Source organism: Mesorhizobium ciceri WSM4083 (genome assembly GCF_000519305.1).
Classification (GTDB): Bacteria; Pseudomonadota; Alphaproteobacteria; order Rhizobiales; family Rhizobiaceae; genus Mesorhizobium; species Mesorhizobium ciceri_B.
In genome coordinates this window covers 1,019,754-1,040,827 of sequence record NZ_KI912610.1, presented here as the reverse complement: position 1 = coordinate 1,040,827, position 21,074 = coordinate 1,019,754, and the positions used below count along the sequence as shown (strand labels likewise).

General features: G+C 63.4%; 22 protein-coding genes. 12 read left to right on the top strand and 10 right to left on the bottom strand.

The features are described from left to right. Nucleotides 1–33: 33 nt before the first annotated feature. Both MESCI2_RS0130980 and MESCI2_RS0130975 read right to left on the bottom strand, forming a co-directional pair. Nucleotides 34–1,455 (bottom strand): glutamine synthetase family protein, encoded by a 1,422-nt coding sequence (locus MESCI2_RS0130980; RefSeq protein ID WP_050596723.1) that lies wholly within the window; start codon nucleotides 1,453–1,455, stop codon nucleotides 34–36. Then, nucleotides 1,452–2,831, bottom strand: a complete 1,380-nt coding sequence (locus MESCI2_RS0130975; RefSeq protein WP_027039866.1) for an aspartate aminotransferase family protein — start codon at nucleotides 2,829–2,831, stop codon at nucleotides 1,452–1,454. The genes MESCI2_RS0130980 and MESCI2_RS0130975 overlap by 4 nt, the downstream gene beginning before the upstream one ends. Before the next feature lie 156 nt (nucleotides 2,832–2,987). Between MESCI2_RS0130975 and MESCI2_RS0130970 the strand changes: the two genes are divergently transcribed. Further along, nucleotides 2,988–3,440, top strand: coding sequence for a hypothetical protein (locus tag MESCI2_RS0130970; RefSeq protein WP_027039865.1), 453 nt, complete (start codon nucleotides 2,988–2,990; stop codon nucleotides 3,438–3,440). Nucleotides 3,441–3,446: 6 nt separating this feature from the next. Here the strand turns inward: MESCI2_RS0130970 and MESCI2_RS0130965 are convergent, their stop codons facing one another. After that, a complete protein-coding gene (locus MESCI2_RS0130965) occupies nucleotides 3,447–4,421 on the bottom strand; it encodes a WD40 repeat domain-containing protein (protein WP_027039864.1) in 975 nt (324 codons plus the stop codon). Between the two features lie 257 nt (nucleotides 4,422–4,678). Then, the gene (locus MESCI2_RS0130960; protein WP_027039863.1) at nucleotides 4,679–5,740 is read right to left on the bottom strand and encodes a CobW family GTP-binding protein; all 1,062 of its coding nucleotides are present in this window, start codon (nucleotides 5,738–5,740) and stop codon (nucleotides 4,679–4,681) included. A 198-nt stretch (nucleotides 5,741–5,938) separates the two neighbouring features. On the opposite strand from MESCI2_RS0130960, the gene MESCI2_RS0130955 reads away from it, so the two are divergent. Both MESCI2_RS0130955 and MESCI2_RS0130950 read left to right on the top strand, forming a co-directional pair. Then, nucleotides 5,939–6,685, top strand: a complete 747-nt coding sequence (locus MESCI2_RS0130955) for an intradiol ring-cleavage dioxygenase (protein WP_027039862.1) — start codon at nucleotides 5,939–5,941, stop codon at nucleotides 6,683–6,685. A gap of 214 nt (nucleotides 6,686–6,899) precedes the next feature. Further along, nucleotides 6,900–7,370, top strand: coding sequence for a MarR family winged helix-turn-helix transcriptional regulator (locus MESCI2_RS0130950; protein ID WP_013528223.1), 471 nt, complete (start codon nucleotides 6,900–6,902; stop codon nucleotides 7,368–7,370). A gap of 24 nt (nucleotides 7,371–7,394) precedes the next feature. Here the strand turns inward: MESCI2_RS0130950 and MESCI2_RS0130945 are convergent, their stop codons facing one another. Continuing rightward, complete coding sequence (locus MESCI2_RS0130945) at nucleotides 7,395–8,264, bottom strand: AraC family transcriptional regulator (RefSeq protein WP_027039861.1); 870 nt, start codon at nucleotides 8,262–8,264, stop codon at nucleotides 7,395–7,397. A gap of 52 nt (nucleotides 8,265–8,316) precedes the next feature. Here MESCI2_RS0130945 and MESCI2_RS0130940 point away from each other — a divergent pair, with 52 nt between their 5' ends. The 6 genes from MESCI2_RS0130940 to MESCI2_RS0130915 all read left to right on the top strand — a co-directional run bounded on the left by MESCI2_RS0130940 (nucleotide 8,317) and on the right by MESCI2_RS0130915 (nucleotide 13,010). Next, nucleotides 8,317–8,724 carry a DUF2000 family protein gene (locus MESCI2_RS0130940; RefSeq protein ID WP_027039860.1) on the top strand — a complete coding sequence of 136 codons (408 nt, stop codon included), beginning with the start codon at nucleotides 8,317–8,319 and terminating at the stop codon, nucleotides 8,722–8,724. A 193-nt stretch (nucleotides 8,725–8,917) separates the two neighbouring features. Further along, the gene (locus tag MESCI2_RS0130935; RefSeq protein WP_032901434.1) at nucleotides 8,918–9,802 is read left to right on the top strand and encodes a DMT family transporter; all 885 of its coding nucleotides are present in this window, start codon (nucleotides 8,918–8,920) and stop codon (nucleotides 9,800–9,802) included. A 77-nt stretch (nucleotides 9,803–9,879) separates the two neighbouring features. Further along, nucleotides 9,880–10,902 carry a LacI family DNA-binding transcriptional regulator gene (locus tag MESCI2_RS0130930; RefSeq protein WP_081738944.1) on the top strand — a complete coding sequence of 341 codons (1,023 nt, stop codon included), beginning with the start codon at nucleotides 9,880–9,882 and terminating at the stop codon, nucleotides 10,900–10,902. After that, nucleotides 10,899–11,882 carry a 2-hydroxyacid dehydrogenase gene (locus MESCI2_RS0130925; protein ID WP_027039857.1) on the top strand — a complete coding sequence of 328 codons (984 nt, stop codon included), beginning with the start codon at nucleotides 10,899–10,901 and terminating at the stop codon, nucleotides 11,880–11,882. The genes MESCI2_RS0130930 and MESCI2_RS0130925 overlap by 4 nt, the downstream gene beginning before the upstream one ends. A gap of 16 nt (nucleotides 11,883–11,898) precedes the next feature. After that, nucleotides 11,899–12,486 (top strand): hypothetical protein, encoded by a 588-nt coding sequence (locus tag MESCI2_RS0130920; RefSeq protein ID WP_027039856.1) that lies wholly within the window; start codon nucleotides 11,899–11,901, stop codon nucleotides 12,484–12,486. Between the two features lie 119 nt (nucleotides 12,487–12,605). Next, on the top strand, nucleotides 12,606–13,010 hold the full coding sequence (locus MESCI2_RS0130915; protein ID WP_032901504.1) for a hypothetical protein: 405 nt from the start codon (nucleotides 12,606–12,608) through the stop codon (nucleotides 13,008–13,010). On the opposite strand, the gene MESCI2_RS0130910 is transcribed toward MESCI2_RS0130915, so the two are convergent. Then, nucleotides 13,011–13,784 (bottom strand): gamma-glutamyl-gamma-aminobutyrate hydrolase family protein, encoded by a 774-nt coding sequence (locus MESCI2_RS0130910; RefSeq protein WP_027039854.1) that lies wholly within the window; start codon nucleotides 13,782–13,784, stop codon nucleotides 13,011–13,013. It lies immediately after the preceding gene. 263 nt (nucleotides 13,785–14,047) lie between these two features. Between MESCI2_RS0130910 and MESCI2_RS0130905 the strand changes: the two genes are divergently transcribed. Further along, complete coding sequence (locus MESCI2_RS0130905) at nucleotides 14,048–15,157, top strand: TRAP transporter substrate-binding protein (RefSeq protein ID WP_027039853.1); 1,110 nt, start codon at nucleotides 14,048–14,050, stop codon at nucleotides 15,155–15,157. A gap of 85 nt (nucleotides 15,158–15,242) precedes the next feature. Here MESCI2_RS0130905 and MESCI2_RS0130900 read toward each other — a convergent pair whose 3' ends face one another. From MESCI2_RS0130900 to MESCI2_RS0130885, 4 genes are all read right to left on the bottom strand, one after another. Next, nucleotides 15,243–16,271 (bottom strand): zinc-dependent alcohol dehydrogenase family protein, encoded by a 1,029-nt coding sequence (locus MESCI2_RS0130900; RefSeq protein ID WP_027039852.1) that lies wholly within the window; start codon nucleotides 16,269–16,271, stop codon nucleotides 15,243–15,245. Nucleotides 16,272–16,289: 18 nt separating this feature from the next. Beyond that, nucleotides 16,290–18,071, bottom strand: coding sequence for a TRAP transporter large permease (locus tag MESCI2_RS0130895; protein ID WP_027039851.1), 1,782 nt, complete (start codon nucleotides 18,069–18,071; stop codon nucleotides 16,290–16,292). Then, on the bottom strand, nucleotides 18,071–18,655 hold the full coding sequence (locus tag MESCI2_RS0130890) for a TRAP transporter small permease subunit (RefSeq protein ID WP_027039850.1): 585 nt from the start codon (nucleotides 18,653–18,655) through the stop codon (nucleotides 18,071–18,073). Before MESCI2_RS0130890 ends, MESCI2_RS0130895 begins: the two co-directional genes overlap by 1 nt. A 187-nt stretch (nucleotides 18,656–18,842) precedes the next feature. Further along, nucleotides 18,843–19,748 carry a branched-chain amino acid ABC transporter permease gene (locus MESCI2_RS0130885; RefSeq protein WP_027039849.1) on the bottom strand — a complete coding sequence of 302 codons (906 nt, stop codon included), beginning with the start codon at nucleotides 19,746–19,748 and terminating at the stop codon, nucleotides 18,843–18,845. A 147-nt stretch (nucleotides 19,749–19,895) separates the two neighbouring features. Here MESCI2_RS0130885 and MESCI2_RS0130880 point away from each other — a divergent pair, with 147 nt between their 5' ends. Beyond that, entirely contained in the window at nucleotides 19,896–20,507 is a 612-nt protein-coding gene (locus MESCI2_RS0130880; protein ID WP_027039848.1) for a CGNR zinc finger domain-containing protein, read from the top strand. Continuing rightward, nucleotides 20,500–21,036, top strand: a complete 537-nt coding sequence (locus MESCI2_RS1000000138635; RefSeq protein ID WP_027039847.1) for a hypothetical protein — start codon at nucleotides 20,500–20,502, stop codon at nucleotides 21,034–21,036. The genes MESCI2_RS0130880 and MESCI2_RS1000000138635 overlap by 8 nt, the downstream gene beginning before the upstream one ends. The last annotated feature ends 38 nt before the right edge of the window (nucleotides 21,037–21,074 follow it).

Genomic DNA, 21,074 nt, shown 5'->3' with positions numbered 1-21,074 from the left:
GCGAAAAAGTGATCGCCGCCCATCATGAACCCATCAAACCTCGTGCAGATAGAGGTGGTAATCCAGTTCGCTGACCGTGCGTGCCACACGCAGGTACTCGGACTGCTTGATCGCCACGAAGGTCCGGTGCAGGTCCTCGCCGAGCGCGTTCTTCAGGAAGCTGGACGTTCGCCCCGCTTCGATCGCGGCGCGCCAGTCGACCGGCATGGTCGTGCGCGTGACCGCTGCCTCATAGCCGTTGCCGGTCGTTTCGGGTCCCGGATCGAGACCTTCGTCCATGCCCTTGATGATTCCGGCGAGCACGGTCGCAGCGATCAGGTAGGGATTGGCGTCGACGCCGGACGGCCGGTGCTCGATGCGCCGGTTCTTGGCGTCGCCGGCCGGCACGCGCAGCGCCACCGAGCGATTGTTGACGCCCCAGGTCGGCGCCACCGGCGCATAGGATTGCGAAACGAAGCGCCGCCACGAATTGGCGTGCGGTGCAAACACCAGCATCGATTCCGCCATGGTCTGGATCAGGCCGCCAAGCCCCTGCAGCAGCGGCAGCGACCAGCTCTCGCCGCCGGCTTCGGCAAAGACGTTCCGTCCGGCCTTGTCCTGCAGCGAGACGTGGAAATGCATGCCCGAGCCGGCATATTTCTCGATCGGCTTGGCCATGAAACAGGCGGTGACGCCGTGGCGGCGCGCCTGCGCCCGAACCAGCCGCTTCAGCATGACCAGGTCGTCGGCCGCCCGCATCACATCCTTGCGGTAGTTCAGCGTCAATTCGTATTGGCCGGGCGCATATTCGGAGATAACCGTCTCGGCCGGAATGCCTTGCGCCTTGGCCGCTGCATAGATGTCGGAGAACAGCGGCTCCATGCCGTGCAGATGGTCGACGGAATAGACTTCGGTCTTGCCCGAGACGCGGCCATCAAGCACGGCGCGCGCCGGCTGCACCTTGCCGTCGGCGTCGCGCTCATTGGCCAGCAGGAAGAATTCGAGTTCGAAGGCGCCGGCCGGATAGAGACCCTTGGCCGCCAGGATCTCCACCTGCCGAGCCAGCGCCAGCCGCGGATCCGACGACATCGGCCGGCCGTCGAGCATGTACATCGCCATCAGCAACTGGCCGCGCGGCGGGCTCGTACCGTAGAGCGGCACCAGCGTGCCGGGGATCGGCCATGCCCTGAGGTCGCCGTCGCCGGTGGTCCAGATCAGTCCGGTCTCGTGCACATCCTCGCCGGTGATGTCGAGGCCGAGGATCGAGATCGGCATATGGCGGCCGCCCTCGAAGATGCTCATCAGTTCATGCCGGCGCACGATCTTGCCACGGCCGACGCCATTGGCATCGGTCAGCACGATATCGAAGGCCTCGATCTCGGGATGGGCGTCGAGAAAGGCTTGCGCCTCGGCAGGTGTCGAGCCCGAAGGTGAGGTTATCATGACGTTGGGGTGGTCCATCGCCGCTTGTCTCATGCCGCAAGCTTCGCCGCAACCGCGCCGAAGGCGGTGATCAGCCGGTTGACCTGGGCAGCCGAGGTTGCCGGCGAGATCAGCATCATGTTGTGGAAGGGTGCGATCAGCACGCCGCGATTGACCAGCGCGACATGGATAGCGGCCTCCAGTTCCGGTGCATGCGCCATTTCCGCCTCGGCGCCATTGCGCAGCGGACCGGGCGCACAGATGAACTCGACACGAGCGCCGACGCGGGAAACATGCCAGGGCAGGCGATAGCGATCGATCACGCCGGTCAGCCCGGCATCGAGCCGCCGCGCCAGATGATCCATGCGGTCGTAGTTTTCCTGCGTCATCACCTCTTCGAGCGTGGCGCGCATCGCCGCGAACTGCAGCGGGTTGGCCGAGAGTGTCGTGCCCATGCCGGAATAGCCCGGCTCCTTGGTCCTGTTGTAGTCGGCATAGCGCGAGGCAACGTCGTCGCTCATGCCCCAGACGCTGGCCGGCACGCCGCCGGCGATCGGCTTGCCCAGCACGAAGAAGTCCGGGTCGAGGCCATATTTCATCGTGTAGCCGCCGGGGCCGGTCGAGATCGTGTGCGTCTCGTCGATCAGAAGCAGCGTGCCGGTTTGGCGTGTCAGTTTGCGCAGGGCGTCATGGTAGCCCGGATCGGCCAGCACCATGCAGGAATTGGTCAGCACTGGCTCGGCGATGACGCAGGCGACGTCCTTATCCCTAAGCGCGGCTTCGAGTGCTGAAACATCGTTGAACTCGATGACCTTGGCCGTGCGGGTCAAGTCGCGGAACTCGCCCGCCAATCCTCGCCGGTTGACGGGCTTGCCGTCGATCAGCCGCACCATCGTTTCGTCGACCGAGCCATGATAGCAGCCGTTGAAGACCAGGATTTTTTCGCGGCCGGTGACGGCACGGGCAACACGCAATGCAAAGCGGTTGGCGTCGGTCGCCGTCGTCGCGATCTGCCAGAACGGCAGGCCGAAGCGCTGCTGCAGCAGCGGCCCAATGGCCAGCGCATCTTCCGAAGGCAGCATATAGGTCAGGCCGCGTCCGGCCTGGCGGCGGATGGCGCGTGCCACCGGCGGCGGCGAATGGCCGAACATCGAGCCGGTGTCGCCAAGGCAGAAATCATCGAGCCGGTTGCCATCGATGTCGATGATCGTTGCACCCCTGGCGCTGTCGACCAGGATCGGAAATGGCGTCGGCCAGTCGTTCATCCAGTGCATCGGCACGCCGCCGAAGAAGCCGGGCAGGCCGTTGCCGATCTTGGCTTGCGATTTTGGCCGCGCCTTGCGGAAGGCTGCCCCCTCGGTTTCGCGCAAATCGGCAATGCGGTCGCGGCCGATGCCGCCGATGGACGTGTTGGACGTGTCGCTGTGCATGAAAACCCCTCTGGTCGATCCCTCTTAGCCAATCCGTGTCCGCATCCGCAATTGGCCGCGCATCTGCCCTGCGTTGGCTCAGCCTTTGGCGGCGGCGCTTGACCGTGCTGCCGAAGTCAGCGCCAATATGAGCGGGAATTGAGGTGGAGGGGTAAAATGCGAACGATCATGTGTGTGGCAATGCTTCTGTCGTCGGCTGGCGCTGCCTTCGCGTCGGGTGGCATCTGGTGCTCCACCGAGGACACGGCGGCGACATTCGAGGTCGAGGCAGGCGTCACCAGAGGCATGGGCGGGCCGACCTTCAACTTTCGCGGCAACCTCGAAATTCTGAGCCGGCCTGCCGGCGACAGCCTGCGGAAGACCGTGTTCGAGGATTCCAACCTGACGCAGTACTGGCTCGACGGCAAGGAATTGCGGCTGAACATCTATCGTGAGCACGAGGCCGCGCAAAAGATCAACTCGGTCGAACTGACGATCCTGACCAAGACCAGCGACGAAGGCGTCTATGACGGGAACTATACGCTCGCCATCTACGACGCCGCGGCGGATACGGACCAGGACGGCAAACCGGTTGAAATCAGCGGCAAAGTGTCGTGCGGAGCGGAGTGAGCGGGGTCAGGCCGTGATGTCGATGACGCCGCAGTCGCCGGCGGCACTGCCGAAGGCGACACGGCGTTCTTCCTTGTCCCACATCATCGAGGTGATGGCGCCCTTGCCCGGCCGTCGCAACAGCACTTCCTTGGCGTCGGCAAAACGCACCGCCATCACCATGCCGTCATCATAGCCGACGGCAACGACATCCTGGCTCGGGTGGCAGGCGACAGCCGTCACCATGGCGTTGCCGCGCGTGCCGAGTTCCAGCGGCGCCTTGCCCATCGGCCCGTCCTTGCCTGAAAACGGCCAGACGATCGCCGCCGGCGCGCCGGAGCTCGCCAGCCACTTGCCCTTCACGCTCCACGACAGGCTTTTGACCTTGCCGGGATAGCCGGTCATGCGCATGTGCTTGCCGTCGGCGAGCTTCCAGCCGTGCAACGCGTTTTCCTGCATGGTGGTGACGAGGAAGGCGCCATCCGGCGAGAAGGTGATGCCGGTATGGGCGCCGGCCCATTCGAGTTCCACCGGCTTGCCCTCTGCGGCCGGGAAATGCAGCGTCGCGCCATTGTAGCGAGCAACGCCGAAGCGTATGCCCTTGGGCGAGAAGGCCAGCCCCTCCACCGAACGCGGATGGACGAATTCCCTGGTCTTGCCGTCGGCGAAGCGCACGAAGGCGGTCTTGCCTGAGGCATAGGCGACGGCGCCTTGCGGCCCGGCGGCAACGCTGGTGATCCACTTCTTGGCCGCGCTTGCCAATTCGGTGACCTCGCCGCCCGCCTTCACGGCAAACACCTTGCCGTCCTCGCCGCCGGTGATCAGCCGGTCATTGGCCGCATCATGGAAAGCGGCGAGCACCCCGTCATTGGCCTGAACTGTCTTGTGGCCATGGTCGAGCCGATGGACGGCGCCGTCGGCCATCGCGAAATGCGGCACGTCGCCGAGCAAGACGGCGGCGATGCAGTGGCCTTCGAGATCAAGCGGGGCGACGGTTGGCATGGGAGATTATTCCATTCGAGATTTATGCTGGTCGTCTAACCTCGCTGGGTCGCCAGCGCGGCTGGATGCGGCCGGCCCTCTACCCTTGTGGGAGAAGGTGGATCGGCGCGCAACGCCGAGACGGTTGAGGGGCGGGTGACGGATCTCCGTCGGCGCCAAGCTGGAACACCCCTCATCCGACCGAACTTCGCCCGGCCACCTTCTCCCACAAGGGGAGAAGGAAGAAGGGGCAGCGCTAGCGCTATAAAGTCTGGAAATCAAGCCGCCTGGCAGGCGTCAAAACTCTTCTTCAGCCGCTCGGCGTCGAGTTCCCTGCCGATGAACACCAGCCGGCTCTCATGCTTCTCGCCGTCCTTCCAGGCGCGCTGGTGGTCGCCCTCGATGATCATGTGCACGCCTTGGATAACATAGCGCTCATCATCGCCCTTGAGCGCGATGATGCCCTTCAACCGCAGGATGTTGGGGCCTTCCATCTGGGTGATCTTCTCGATCCACGGGAAGAATTTCTTCGGATCCATCTCGCCGCCGCGCAACGACACCGACTGCACGGTCACATCATGGATGTCGGACGCATGTGCGTGATGGTGGTGCCCGTCATGATCATGATGGTGATGATCGTGGCCGTCATGATCGTGGTCGTGGTCATGATGATCGTCATCGTCATGTGCCTCGAGGAAGTGCGGGTCGTTTTCCAGCGCCCTCGACAGGTCGAAGGCGCCTCGGTCGAGCACTTCGGACAGGTCGACGCCGGCTCGCGTCGTGCGATGGATCTTTGCGGCCGGATTGATGGCGCGGATCGTCGCCTCGACCTTGGCGAGCTCTTCTGATGTGACGAGGTCGGTCTTGTTGAGCACGACGACGTCGGCAAAAGCGATCTGGTCCTCGGCTTCCCTGGAATCCTTGAGCCGCAGCGGCAGATGCTTGGCGTCGACCAGCGCCACCACCGCATCGAGCCTGGTCTTGGAGCGCACGTCGTCGTCCATGAAGAAGGTTTGTGCCACCGGCACCGGATCGGCCAGCCCGGTGGTCTCGACGACGATGGCGTCGAAGCGGCCGGGGCGGCGCATCAGGCCCTCGACGACACGGATCAGGTCGCCACGCACCGTGCAGCAGACGCAGCCATTGTTCATCTCGTAGATTTCCTCGTCGGATTCCACGATCAGATCGTTGTCGATGCCGATTTCACCGAACTCGTTGACGATGACGGCGTAGCGCTTGCCGTGGTTTTCCGACAGGATGCGGTTGAGCAGCGTCGTCTTGCCGGCGCCGAGATAGCCGGTGAGAACGGTTACGGGGATCTGCGTCTGTACGTCGCTCATGGCTTGCCTCGAAAGTGCTGGGCCGCGAAAATTCGGCCTAAGAAATGGGATTGTCGGTTCCATATAGGATGTGCGCCGGGCTTTTGCACGGGGCAAACCGATGGGCCAAACCGGCTTGCTGCATTGCCGGATTTTGACTGGCGAGAGCCGCTGTGATTGCCTAGTCATGATGCGGAAGGCCAATTCGAGAGGCAAGATATGTCCGGCAAGCCATCCTCTTTCTCATTGAGCCGGCGCCAGGCGCTCGGATTGATCGCGGTCACCGCCGGAGGTGGTGCCTTCCTGCCGGCCTCGGCGATAGCCGCCCAACCTTCGGCTACCCAGGCCTCGTTTTATGCCGGACTGGCTCTGTTCGAAAACGGCGCCGGTGTCTGCACCATTACGCCTGAAGTGACCGAGGGACCGTTCTATTTCGACCCGAAACTCGAACGTGCCGATGTCACCGAAGGCAAGAAAGGTATTGCCCTTGACGTCCGGCTGCAGGTCGTCGATGCGGCCTGCCGCCCGCTTGTCGGCGCCCGCGTCGACATCTGGCATTGCGACGCGCAAGGCGCCTATTCCGGCTATCCCGGACAGGGTGACGGCCGCGATCTCGACACATCGGGCCAGACCTTCCTGCGTGGTTGGCAAAGGACCGACGCGAGTGGCATCGTTTCCTTCGCTACGATCTATCCCGGCTGGTATCGCGGCCGCACCACCCATATCCATTTCAAGATCTTCCCTAACGACAGTTCGGTGATGACCGGACAGTTGTTCTTCCCCGACAGCCTCAGCGAGCAGATATTCACCACAGTCGCGCCCTACAATGACCGGCCCGGCAAGCGCGACACTTCAAACGCCCATGACGGCATCGCCAGGCGGGCCGGACCGCAATCGCAGGCCGCGCTGCGCGAGCTGGAGGATGCCTATCAGGCGCTGATGATCGTGGCGGTGAAGCCCGGCTGAGCGGCGGTCACTCCACCCTCTGCTCGCGACGAAAACTCCGGCCGCGAATTCGTTTGTCATCTAACTGAAATAAACATCTGGCATTAGCCACGGCGGACACCACAATGCTTGCCGGCAAAGCTGTTTGAAGCTCCGGAATCTTTTTGATCGTCGATTGCCAACCGGCCGGCTGTCTCTATGCTGCCCGCACCGGTACGGCCGAAGAGGGATGACCATGGCCAAGGCGGACAAGACTGCGACAATGAGCCGGCTGCATTCGGCGGCAAGGCTGGCAAGAACCGCGCTGGCGGCGCGGCTTCTCGCGCACGGCTTCTATGCCGGCCAGGACCAGATCATGCTGGCGCTCGACCGCGAGGATGGCCAGACGCCGGGCAATCTTGCCGGACGCCTCGGCGTGCGCCCGCCGACGATCACCAAGACCATCAACCGGCTGCAGGCCCAGGGTTTCCTGGAGAAGCGCGCCTCGGAGGCCGATGCCCGCCAGGCCCATATCTTCCTCACCGATACAGGCCGCGACATCATCCACGCCATCGAGAAATCGGTGAAGAAGACCGAAAAGCAGGCGCTGAAGGGCCTCGACAAGAAGGACCAGAAGTCGCTGTTCAAACTGCTTGCCCGCATCGAGGCCAACCTCTCGAACGAGGAACTGGTGCTCATCGACGACGACGCCGAGTCGGACGACTGACCGGCAGATTGTCGCGGCAGGCGATCAAGCCGCTGCGGCAGAGCCCTGGATCAGCGACGACCAGCGTCCCGGTGTCATGCCGAACGCCTTCTTGAATTGCCTGATGAAATGGCTCTGGTCGCTGAAGCCGGCTTCGACCGCGATCTGCGCCAACGGTTCGCCGGCGGCGATCATCCGCCGTGCACGCTGAAGCCGGCGCATCACCAAGAAGCGATGCGGACTGGTGGAGAAAGCGGCGCGGAAATGCCGTGACAAGGCGTAGCGGTCGAGCCCGGTTATCGCCTCCAGTTCGCCGGAACGCACCGGCCGGTTCAGGTTTTCCGTGAGATAGTCGCGCGCCAGTGCCACCGCCCGCCACGCCGTCCTGGTCATCGGCTTCGCCGACCGGCCGCCATGCCGTGTCAGGCTTTGCATCAGTTGCGCCAGGAAGTCGTCGACGAACAGCTCGTCGAGTTCCTGCTCCAGCGGCCCCAGCGCCGAAAGCAACGTTGCGCAAAAGGCGGCGTCCGTCACCACGCCATCCCTGACAAAAGGCAGCGAAGCGCCGCCGAGGCAATTGAGCATCAGCGACGGCTCCAGATAGAGCATTCGGTAGCGCAGGCCGTCCTCGGTGCCGGCACCTCCGTCGTGCAACTCGTCGGGATGAAGCACGATGATCTGGCCGGGCAGGCTGTGGCGCGCAGCGCCGAGATAGCGAAACGTCTGCACCCCGTGCAGCGTCACCCCGATCGAGTAGGTGTCGTGGCGATGCAGATCGAACGCGCTGCCATGGAAACGCGCCTCGATCCGCTCCATGCCAGCGGGGTCGGAGGCAGAGATGATGCAGTTTTCCGCCGCATCGACGCACAAACGTCCAAGACCCTTGAAGGCCTGGCTGTCTAGATCGTGCGACATCGTCTCCTTCAGTCCCGAAACCGGGGCGCAACCTCGAATGGCCTATTTTCTCATGTTCGATACGAAATTTGCAATCGTGCTCCGGGAGGATCTGCCGGTCTGGCAGAAACTCAACGTCACGGCCTTCCTCACCAGCGGCATCGTTGCGCAGTTTCCGGACATCATCGGCGAACCCTATCGTGACCGCGCCGGCAATCTCTACAATCCGCTGTCGATCCAGCCGGTCATCGTGCTGTCCGCCGACCAGGCAACGCTGGGCACCATCCACCGGCGCACCCTGGAGCGCGGCGTGACGACCTCGCTCTATGTCGAGGAGATGTTCGCGACCGGCTTTGACGCGGCCAATCGTGCCGTCTTCGCCGAATTCGCGCCTGAAGACGCCAAGATGGTCGGCATCGCGCTTCGCGCCGACAAGAAGCTGGTCGACAAGATCACCAAGGGCGCCCGCATGCACGCCTAGCCTGGGACACTACGCCTGCCGGCGGCTCTTGTTGTGCCAGCCGGCTTTGGCGTGGCGACGGCCGACAATTGGCTTGCCGCGAGCCGGCAATTCCCGCAAAGGTGGGCTCCAGCCCAGCTTCCCACCCGGCCTTCAAGTGAGTGCTCCCCAAAGACATGTAGAAAGCGCGACGCCCCCGGTGGCGATCCTGTGCATGCTTTCCACCTATGTCTGCTTCACCTTCCTCGACACATCAAGCAAATACCTCGTGCTTGCCGGCGTTTCCGTGCTGATCGTTGCCTGGGTGCGCTTTGCCGTGCATGTGGTGCTGGTCGGCACGCTGCTGCGCGGCTGGCGCCAACCGGTGCGGTTTCGTCCAGTCAACCTGCCGGCGCATATCTTGCGTGGCGCGTTCCTGTTCGGATCGACCATATTCAATGTCCTGGCGCTCAAATCCCTGCAACTGGCCGAGACCACCTCGATCTATTTCTTCGGGCCGATGGTGATCACGGCGCTGGCCGGTCCGCTGCTTGGCGAATGGGCAGGCTGGCGGCGCTGGCTGGCGATCCTGGCGGCGTTTGCCGGTGTCCTCACCATCACCCGGCCAGGCGTCGGGGTTTTCGGCATAGGACATCTCTTCGCGCTCGGCTCGATGCTGTCGAACTGCTTCTACGTCATCATGACGCGCCGCATGTCGGCGACCGAGACGTCGGAGAGCCTCATCCTGTTTTCGGCGCTGGCGCCGGCGCTGCTGCTTTTGCCTCTGCTGCCGTTTTCGTTTTCCCTGCCGCATGACGGCTGGCACTGGTTCGTGCTGCTCATGCTCGGCGTGTTCGGCGCCGTCGGCCACTGGTTGCTGGTCCAGGCCTACCGGCTGGCGACAACCACGGCTTTGGCGCCCTATCCCTATTCGCAGATGGTGTGGATGATCATTTCTGGCTGGATCGTCTTCAAGCAGTTTCCCGACCGCTGGACATTGGTCGGCGCCGCCATCATCGTCGCCAGCGGCCTCTACATCGTCCACCGCGAGCATAGGCTTCGGCTGCGGAGCCGCGCGGCCTCGGATGTCGAGGCCGAAGCGTTGGCAAAAAAACTTTGATTTGCTCCCGATCGGTGGCATAACGCCGCCTTTAAACAGTTTAGGTCTGGAAATTCAGGTCCGGGGAGCACACGTCGCTGGCACAAAAAATCAAGCTTTCGACGATCGCGGATGCGCTCGGCGTGTCCACGGCCACGGTCTCGCTGGCGCTACGCGACAGCCCTCTGGTTGCGGGGACCACGCGTGACCGCATCAAGGAACATGCCCGGGCCATCGGCTATATCTACAACCGTCGCGCCGCCAGCCTGCGCACCTCGCGTTCCGGCATTGTCGGCGTCGTCGTCCACGACATCATGAACCCGTTCTTCGCCGAGATCCTGCGCTCGATCGAAAGCGAGCTCGACCGCAGCCGGCAGACCTTCATCCTGTCCAATCATTATGATCAGCTCGAAAAGCAGCGCACCTTCATCGATACGCTTTTGCAGCTCGGCGCCGACGGCGTGATCATGTCGCCGGCCATCGGCACGCCGGCTTCCGACATCCTGATGGCCGAGGAGAACGGCCTGCCGGCTGTGCTGATCGCGCGCACCGTCGAGGGTGCCGACGTGCCGGTCTTTCGCGGCGACGACTCCTATGGAACAGGCCTCGCCACCAACCATCTGATCTCGCTCGGCCACAAGCGCATCGCCATGATCGGCGGCACCGACCAGACCTCGACCGGCCGTGACCGCTACCAGGGCTATGTCAACGCGATGGAGGCGGCCGGGCTGGAAGTCAGGCCGTCATGGCGCATCGCCGGCCCACGCACCAAGCAGGCCGGCTTCGAGGCCGCCGGACAGTTCCTGGCGCTGAAGGACAGACCGACGGCTGCCTGCTGCTGGAACGACCTTGTCGCCATCGGCCTGATGAACGGCATTGCCCGTGCCGGCCTTGTACCCGGCGTCGACATCTCCGTTACCGGCTATGACGACCTCGAAGAGGCGGCGATCGCGACGCCGGCGCTGACCACAGTCTGGAACGGCCAGCGCGAGGTTGGCCGCCGCGCCGCCAGCGCGCTGCTCGACAAGCTCAACGGCCAGACGGTGCGGCCCTCGCAGGAATTGATCAAGCCGGAACTGCATGTGCGTCAGTCGACCGGCAAGCCGGTGGAGCGTGCATGACCAAGGCCGAACAGTTGCAGACCGTCGCCATCCTGGTGCCGGGCGATTTCAACGACCATGCGGTCGACCGCATCAACCGTACGTTCAGGCGTGTCAGAATAGAACGCGCCGATCCGTCCCTGGTCACCGACGAGATGCGCAGCAACGTGCGTGGCATCGCTTCGTTCGCCGGCATCAACGCGGCGATGATGGATGCATTGCCCAACCTCGAGCTCATCGCCTCCTTCGGCGTCGGCTATGATTCGGTCGATGTCGTCCATGCCCGGGCAAAGAACATCATGGTCACCAACACGCCCGACGTGTTGACCGAGGAGGTCGCCGACACCACGATCGGGCTGCTGATCAACACCATCCGCGACCTGCCGCGCGCCGAAACCTGGTTGCGTGACGGCAGCTGGGTGCGCAAGGGCAACTATCCGCTGAGCCGGCTGACCTTGCGCGGGCGCAGTGTGGGCATTTTCGGCATGGGCCGCATCGGGCAGGCCATCGCCCGGCGTCTGGAAGCTTTTGGCTTGCCGGTCGCCTACCACAACCGGCGCCGTGTCGAAGGTCTTCCCTACCAGTACCATGCGACCCTGAAAGGGCTTGCAGAAGCCGTCGATACGCTGATTTCGGTCGCGCCGGGGGGCGCCTCGACGGAGAAGGCGGTCAATGCCGAGATCCTGTCGGCGCTTGGCGCCAACGGCGTCTTCGTCAACATCGGCCGCGGCAGCACGGTTGACGAGGCGGCGCTCGCGGCAGCACTCGCCAACGGCACCATCGCCGCCGCCGGCCTCGATGTCTTTGCCGACGAACCGAATGTGCCCAAGGCGCTGCTCGACGCGCCCAACACCTCGCTGCTGCCGCATGTCGGCTCGGCCTCGGACCACACCCGCCGCGCCATGGCGGATCTCTGCGTCGACAATCTGGTGTCCTGGTTCACCGAACGCCGTCCGCTGACCCCGGTGCCCGAGACGGCGCATGTGAAGGGTCGAGGCTAGCCAAAAGGCAAATCCGATGGCTTTGAAGCCGCCCGAAAATTCCACTATCTCGGTCGCAACCAGTGGCCGGGAGCAGGTCGTTTCGATCCCGTACCCAAAACCGCCCGCCGCCACCTATATGGTAGGCGTCTTCATGCTTTTCTGGCTTGGCGGCTGGGCTTTCGGAGAGATTTCCGCCGCTCACCAGATCATGACGATGCCGGTTGGCGGAGGAACGGCATTTCTCGTATTCTGGCTTTGTGCCTGGACGATCGGGGGCCTCCTTGCGGTGCTGACGGTTCGTCGCGTTTTCCAGAGATCCGTGCCTGAAATGATGAAGCTGGAGGTTGCTGGGCTCGTCTATGATCCGGGAGTTCCCCCGTTCAAGATGCCTAGCTCCAGGTCCTTCCCGGCATGGCCCTCTTTGATGACGAAACGAACCGAACTCAAGATCGATCGGACGCAGCTCAAATCGCTGAAACTACGCGAGGGCGATACATGCAACCGCCTGACAGTCGACGCGGGTGCCCAGAGGGTCGAACTTGCCTCAGCCGCCACCGATGTTGAGCGGGAGTGGCTCTTCAAGCTCCTTTCAGATCGCTATTCGTTAGCAGTCCCGCAATAGGCCGACGCTTTCGTCGTCGACATCCGTTGATATCAGGAGCGGCGCTGCCACACTTATTAACGTCAGCTTAACGCTTTGGAATCATTGTTCAACCTGTCCGTGTACGTGGATGAAGAATGATGAAAGCACTTTCCGCATTGATCGCTGCCGCGGCGCTGTTTGGTGGCATCCAGCTGTTTCATGGCGGCAGCCGTGAAAGCGTGGCCAACGAGGCCGCCCCGTCCAACAGCTACAGGCTGGTCGCCAATGGCGATGAGGCGGTCTGTGCAGTCAGCCGCGGGGCCGAAATTTCGGACGGTTTGTCGCTGCTCACCGTTGCTCCCAAATGCCGCCGGCTCTTGCCGGGCATAGAGCAGGCGAAGTTCTGGCGCGAGCAAAACGATGGCACGGTCGCCTTCAGCGCCAATGGCACCGATCCGATCGTCACCTTCGCGGCTGCCGATGGCGACGGCTACGAATCCTATGCCCCGGCGCTACCATTGCTGTCGCTGGCGGCCACCGGTGACAAAAAATCTGGCGACTGATTATTCCGCCGCGGCCCGCGCGCCGGCCTTCGCTGCGGCGTGCAGCCGAACAGCATCGCCGAAGGCACGGAATATTTTCACCGAATTGCTGTCCGACTTGACCCAGTATTCCGGGTGCCATTGCACGCCGACGGCGAAGGCGCGGGCGTCGCGCACCGAAACCGCCTCGACCGTGCCATCGGTGGCGACGGCCTCGACCTGCAGCTTCGAGCCGAGCCGGTCGATTGCCTGGCGGTGCAGCGAATTGACCTTGATGTCGCCGGCACCGAACACGCCGGCCAGGCAACTGTCAGGTTTGATCGAAATGGTCTGGTGGATGGCGAAGCGTTCGTCCTGCTTGTCGCTCACCGGCGCGCGGTGGTCGAGCGAGCCCTCGCGCTCCTGGATCTCGGCGCCGAGCGTGCCGCCCAACGCCACGTTCAATTCCTGGATGCCGCGGCAGATGGCGAGCAGCGGCACGCCGCGTTCGATCGCCCGGCGGATCAGCGGCAGCGTCGTGGCGTCGCGCGCCGGATCATAGGGGCCATTGGCTTCGCTGGCGTCGCCGCCATAGAGCGAGGGGTGCACATTGGATTTCGAGCCGGTGACCATGACGCCGTCGACCGACGATAGAAGTTCGTCGAAATCGAGCCGATCGCCGAACGATGGCACCAGCACCGGGAACACGCCGGCGCCGGTGATCGCCGCTTCCAGATATTGTTGTGGGGCTGCATGCCAGGTGTAGTTGTCGAACTGACGGACGTCGGTCGATATGGCGACGAGCGGCTGGTGCATTTTGGCTCTATGTTCCATCTGGGCAAGGATGTCCTGCCTGCAAAATAGGCCATCGCCGGGCATTTTTCCATGCCAAGTTTCAACGTGTCGCATGGGCCACGAAATGGCCTGTTAGACTATAGTTGCAGGGCAGCCGGGCTTCGCCGTCAAATCGGGCCGGCCTGCTGGACTCGACTTCTTGCCTGTGTATTGTCTCGAACGAACCGACACGGAAACCGAGGATTTCCTGGCGTCGGCCTGTTGATCCAAAAGGGAGGAACTTCATGGATCGTCGTTCATTCATTCGCAAGGCCGGTGCCACCGGCGTAGGTGCCGCGGCCGCGGCGGCCACGCTGGCGGCGCCTGCAATCGCGCAGTCCAATCCCAAGGTGACATGGCGGCTGGCGTCGTCCTTCCCGAAGTCGCTCGACACCATCTATGGCGGCGCCGAGGTCTTTTCCAAGATGCTGTCGGAAGCCACCGACGGCAATTTCCAGATCCAGGTTTTTGCTGCCGGCGAGCTGGTGCCTGGCCTGCAGGCCGCCGACGCCGCCACGGCCGGCACGGTCGAGGCCTGCCATACGGTGGCATATTATTACTGGGGCAAGGACCCGACATGGGCGCTCGGTGCGGCGGTTCCCTTTTCGCTCAACGCACGCGGCATGAATGCTTGGCATTACCACGGCGGCGGCATCGACCTGTTCAACGAGTTCCTCGCCACGCAGGGCCTTTTCGGCCTGCCGGGCGGCAACACCGGCGTGCAGATGGGCGGCTGGTTCCGCAAGGAAATCAACACGGTGGCCGACCTTTCCGGCCTCAAGATGCGAATCGGGGGTTTTGCCGGCAAGGTGGTGCAGAAGCTCGGCGTCGTGCCGCAGCAGATCGCCGGCGGGGATATCTATCCCGCGCTGGAGAAAGGCACCATCGACGCGGCCGAATGGGTTGGTCCCTATGACGACGAGAAGCTCGGCTTCTACAAGGTCGCGCCCTATTATTATTATCCCGGCTGGTGGGAGGGCGGTCCGACCGTCCACCTGATGTTCAACAAGGCGAAGTACGAAGAACTTTCGCCGACGTACAAGTCGCTGCTGCGCACTGCCGCACAGGCGGCCGACGCCAACATGCTGCAGAAATACGATTATCTGAATCCTGCGGCGGTGAAGCGGCTGGTAGCCGGCGGCGCGAAACTGCGCCCGTTCAGCCAGGAGATCATGGCCGCCTGCTTCGAAAAGGCCAACGAGGTCTATACCGAAATGGAAGCCTCCAACGCCCCGTTCAAGAAGATCTGGGAATCGATCAAGGGCTTCCGCAAGGAGCATTATCTCTGGGCGCAGGTGGCCGAATACAATTACGACACCTTCATGATGGTCCAGCAGCGCAACGGCAAGCTGTAGTCGGCCGGACTTCTGCTCAAAAACTCTCTGGGCGGAACCCGCTCAGGGAGCTTTTCTGTATGTCCCAGGAGGCGAAGCCGGCGGTTCAGCCTCGGCGCGGCACCACCAGAACCTTGACCTCGCCGGGCGCCGGCGGATTGGCGATCACCGCTGGCGCTTCTTCAAGCGATACCTGCCTGGAGATCAGCCTGTCGATCTCGATCGCACCGGAAGCGATGAGTTCGGCGGCGCGGCGATGGGTGTAGGGATTGAGGAAGGAACCCAGCACCTTCAGTTCCCGGAACAACAGGTCGAACGGCTCGAATTCCGCCTTCATGCCTTGCGGCGTTACGCCGACGATGACGATCGTGCCACCGGCGCGGGCCAGCCGCATGGACTGCTCGACGGTCTCGCGCACGCCCGCGCATTCGAAGACGACGTCGACACCGCCTGGCATCAGCCCCGCCGGTCCGGCGATGGCATCGATGACATCGGCGGTGGTTGGATCGGTCGTCACCGTCGCGCCGAGGTTCTCGGCCAGCGCGCGCCGCGAAGCTTGCCTGGTCGACAGGATGATGGTCGTGGCTCCCGCCAATCTTGCCAGCTGTACGGTGAGCAGGCCGATCACGCCGCCGCCAAGCACGACCACCGAGCTGCCGGGTTTGATCCCGGCAAGGTCGACGCCGTGCAGGCAACAGCCGAGCGGCTCGCAGAAGGCACCGTGCATGGGATCGAGGCTCGCAGGCAGGACGAAAGCCTGCTTCTGCGGCAAGGCAAGATATTCGGCAAAGCCGCCGTCGCGATGAATGCCGATGGCGCGCAGATTGCTGCAGAGATTGACTTGTCCCGCGTGACAACGCGCGCAGCGCCCGCAGGCGATGTTGGGGTCGCCGGTGACACGATCGCCGATGGCAAAACCCGAGACCGATTTTCCGATCGCCTCGACGATACCGGAGAACTCATGGCCGGGCGTCACCGGCGGCGTGCACGGAAATTCGCCGTGAAACAGATGCCGATCCGTGCCGCAGACGCCGCAGGCTTCGATGCGCACCAGCAGCTCATCCGCACCGATGTCAGGCATGTCGACGTCGCGCAGCGTGATGCCGCCCACCGCTTCCAGCCGCACCGCTTTCATGGTCTTGACCATGCCGGTTCAGTTGAAGCTTGGCGGTTGCGACAGGTCGGGCTGTGGCGCTGCCGGCTTTGCCGGTGCCGGATCGCCGAAACTGGGCGGTTGCGAAAGATCGGGAGCTGCCGGCGCCGTGCCGCCGCCAGCGGGCGCCGCTCCATCCGCCGGCGGTGTGCCGAGCGGTGACAGGCCGGGCACCTCCGGTACCTTGTAGTCGATGGTGCCCGGATCGACAGTCGTTCCCTTGTAGTGCATCACCATTTGCGGAAAGGCGATGGTCAACCCGATCATGATCACCTGGATGCAGACAAAGGGCACCGCGCCCCAATAGATCTGTCCGGTGGTCACCGGCGCGATTTGTTTGCCGGTGAGACGATCGAGATAGGGCACGCGCGCGGCCACCGAACGCAGGTAGAACAGCGCGAAGCCGAAGGGCGGGTGCATGAAGCTGGTCTGCATGTTGACGCCAAGGAGCACGCCGAACCAGATCAGGTCGATGCCGAGCTTGTCGGCGGCGGGCGCCAGCAGCGGTACGATGATGAACGCCAATTCGAAGAAGTCGAGGAAGAAGGCGAGGAAGAAGACGAGCATGTTGACGCCGATCAGGAAGCCGACCTCGCCGCCCGGCAGCGACGTCAAAAGGTGCTCGACCCAGATGTGGCCGTTGACGCCGTAGAAGGTCAGTGAGAACACCCGTGCGCCGATCAGGATGAACAGCACGAAGGACGAAAGCCTTGTCGTCGAGGCCAGTGCCTGCTTGACGACGTCCAGCGACAAGCGCCCCTTTGCCGCCGCCATGAACAAGGCGCCGACGGAACCCATGGCGCCGCCTTCGGTCGGCGTGGCGATGCCCAGGAAGATGGTGCCCAGCACCAGGAAGATCAGCGCCAGTGGCGGGATCAGCACGATGATCACCTGCTGCGCCAGCCTGGACATCATGTTGAAGTTCAGGCGCTTGTCGGCAATGGCCACGATGTAGATGAACAGCACCCCGGCGGTCGCGCCGAGAATGTCGGCATTGTCGCCATGCGCCGGCGCCAGATAACGATATGCTGCATAGGAAACCGCTGATGTGACCAGCAAAGCCACCAGCAGCGACATCACGCCATGGCCGAGGGTACGGGCCTCGAGCGGCAGCGCCGGCATCGAGTTCGGCCGGATGATCGACATGATCAGGATATAGGACATATAGAGGCCGGTGAGCACGAGGCCCGGGATCAGCGCGCCCGCGTACATATCGCCGACCGAGCGGCCGAGCTGGTCGGCAAGCACGATCAGCACCAGTGACGGCGGGATGATCTGGGCAAGCGTGCCGGAGGCGGCAATGACACCGGATGCGAGCCGGCGGTCATAGCCATAGCGCAGCATGATCGGCAGCGAGATCAGGCCCATGGCGATGACGGAAGCCGCCACCACGCCGGTGGTCGCAGCCAAAAGCGCGCCGACGAAGATCACCGCATAGGCAAGGCCGCCGCGGATTGGCCCGAACAGCTGACCGATCGTGTCGAGCAGGTCTTCGGCCATGCCCGATCGCTCGAGCACGATGCCCATGAAGGTGAAGAACGGGATGGCCAGCAGCGTGTCGTTCGACATCACCCGGCTGCCGTAGAAATTATCCGGCAATGCGTGCAGGAGCGGCCAGGCGAGGTTGATCGATCCTCCGGAATAAGGCGACAGCAGCACGCCGATGAAGAAGAACATCAAGCCGTTGGCGGCCAAGGAAAAAGCGACGGGGTAGCCGATCAGCAGGAAAATGATCAGCGAGGCGAACATGATCGGCGCCATGTTCTGCGCGATGAACTCCATCACGAACGCACCTCGTCGGCCAGCGCCTTGGCTTCGAGTTCGGCCTGCTCATGCACCGATATGAAGGGATTGGGGTCGTCCATGTTGCCGCGCATGATGGCGATCTTCTTGATGATCTCGGAGATGCCCTGGAGCGCGAGCAGGAAAAAACCGACGAGCAGGATGGCCTTGGCCGGCCAGATGATCAGGCCGCCGGAATTGTTGGACATCTCGCCGCTGCGAAACGACAGCGACACATAGGGAACGAAATAGATCACCATCAGCGTCACGAACGGCATCAGGAAGAAGACATGCCCGAAAAGGTCGATCCAGTGCTGCACGCGGCGTGGAAACAGGCCGTAGACGACGTCGATGCGGATGTGTTCGTTCTGCTTCAGCGTATAGGCGGCGGCCAGCATGAAGGCGGCGCCGAACAGATACCATTGCAGCTCGAGCCAGGCGTTCGAGGAAATGTCGAACACCTTGCGGATAATGGCATTGGCGGCGCTCACCAGGATCGCCAGCAGGATCAGCCACGATATCCATTTGCCGATGAATTCGTTGGCGCGATCAATAGTCCTGGATAGAGCGAGCAGCCCTGCCATGCATTCCTCCCTGTACCGGAGGCGTGCCGGCTTCCCCCTTTTTGTCCGTCACGCCGTGTGGTCCAACGGTATGCCGCGCGTGGACTGACGGGTCAACAAGGATAGAGGCAGCAAATATCATCGCATGGCAGACAGTGCCCAATAGCGGCGATCTGCCCTGGCGTCATGCAACCAAAGTCTGACGTTTTCAGGCGATTTTGCCGGTGTCGCGGCCGGCGCCGATCAGGATCAGCGTCGTGACCAGGAACAAATACATCCACGCGTCGCGCCACTCGACCGGGAAGTAGCCTGCCCACAGCGATTCGGCCATGCCGAAGGCGGCCGCGCCGAGCGCCGCGCGCGGTGGCGAGAGATAGCCGCCGACCGCCGTCACGAACAGGATTTTCAGTCCATAGACGAGGCCCGAGCCGAAGCTGACATTGCCATAATAAAGCCCGGCCATGACACCGGCCAGTGCGGCGCAGAAGCCGCCGAACAGCACCGCGCGCCGGAACACCGCGCGCACGTCGACGCCGCACATCGCGGCTGCCTTGGGGTCGTCGGAGACGGCGCGCCAGCGCCGTCCGAAGCTCGACCGGGCAAAGGCCCGGCTGGCCAGCGCGATTGCCGCCACCACCACGGCGCAGTCGATGATCTGGATGAGCGTCAGCGTTGCCTTGAAGGTGGCGCCCTGCGCGAAAATCATAGGCTGCGCCAGCATCGGCGGCAGCCACAGATCATGCGTGTCGGCGGCGATACGGCTCGCTTCGGACAGCAGCAGCAGGATGCCGAGCGTCGTCACCACGATTGCATTGGGCGTGCGATCGGCCAAAGGTTCGAAGACACTGCGCGACAGCACGTGGCTGATCAGCGCGGCATAGAGGAACGCAGCGACGACGCCGAGCGCCACCGCCGCCAGCAGCGTCAGCCACAGCACCTGATAGCCGAAGGCCGCGGTCAGGATCATCGTCTGGCCGCAAAAGGCGAACAACGCGCCATAGGCGAGATTGGTGCGGTGCAGGATGCCGTTGGTCAGCACATAGCCAAAGGCGAGCAGCGCATAGAGCGCGCCCGAATGCAGCCCGTTCAACACCTGCTGGAAGAAATAGAGCATGCAAAACCTCGAAGCATGCCGCCCAAAGTGTGAAGCGGTCCTGGCCAACGACATGCTCAAAACAAAGGCAACGGAGTCCGCGCCTGTAGAGAAACTGCATCGCTGAATCTAACTTGTCAAATACGATTTATCGGTTAGATTTTCGGAATGACGGTATCCTGGACCCTGCACCGCTTCACCGGCGGCCTGCTTGCGCTCGACACGGCGAACACCGTCGTGCTGCGCGGCGATCCGGAGCGAACCTTCGACCGCTTCGACGATCCGGCCGAGATTGCCCGCTTCGCCGACGCGGCGAGCCGCTTTCGCGCCGCCGAACTTGGCGACAGGCCGCTGGCGGTATCCTCGGCGGCGGCGATCGCGCCCGTCGTGCTGTCGATCCGCGAGGCGACGGACCGGCTGTTTCGTGGAGCGGCCTCGAAGGGTGCGGTCGCCACCACTGATCTGCCCGGGTTCCTGAGAGCCTGCGCCGTTGGCCTTGCCGGCAGCCGGACCGAGATCGGTGCGCCGGGAAGGCCGTTCGGTGATCCCCTGACGCCGATCGCCTTCGAGGCGGCGCTGGCGGTTTCGGCGCTATCGCTTCTGCGCGACGACACCGTCGCAAGGCTGAGGATCTGTCCCAACTGCACCTGGCTATTCGTCGACAGAAGCCGCAATTCCAGCCGCCTTTGGTGCGACATGGCGGTGTGCGGCAACCGTCAGAAGGCAAGCCGTCACTATCGCCGCCGTCGCATGGCGGAAAATGAGGTCAGGAATGCGTAGCGGCCTTTCCCGTTCGATCCTTGTTGGCGCGGCGCTCATCGTGGCCGTTGCGCTCGGCGCCTGCCGCGATACCGGCAATGACGAAGGCAAGCTGTTCGAGATTTCTGGCAAGATATTCGTCTTCAACTATCGCCTCGCGAGGGCGACTTATGTGGTGACCCTGCGGCCGCTGAAGCCGATGGGAGAGGGCCAGGTGGCGGTCGCCAGCTTCCAGGATCCCGCCGGCGGCGCACCTCTGCTGGTCGAGCAGAAGGTCTGGCCGAAGCTCGACAAGGTGACGCTGGAGAGCCCGGCACTGACCTGCGTCGTCAAGAACAAACCCTACGCGATTGCCATCAGCATCAAGGGCGCCGACGGCGCGGTCCTGCAGAAGATCGACACCACGCTGATGTCGACGGAAGACCAGTCGATCCTGCCCGACCGGCCGCTGGTTATCGACCAGCTCTACACCGCCAATCCCGATCTCGTCGGCCATCCCGACGGCAAGCTGCCGGGCGAACCGAAGCCGGATTGCTCGAAGGGCGGCTGACGCGTCGCGGCCATCCGGGCCGCAGCTGGAATTTTCGT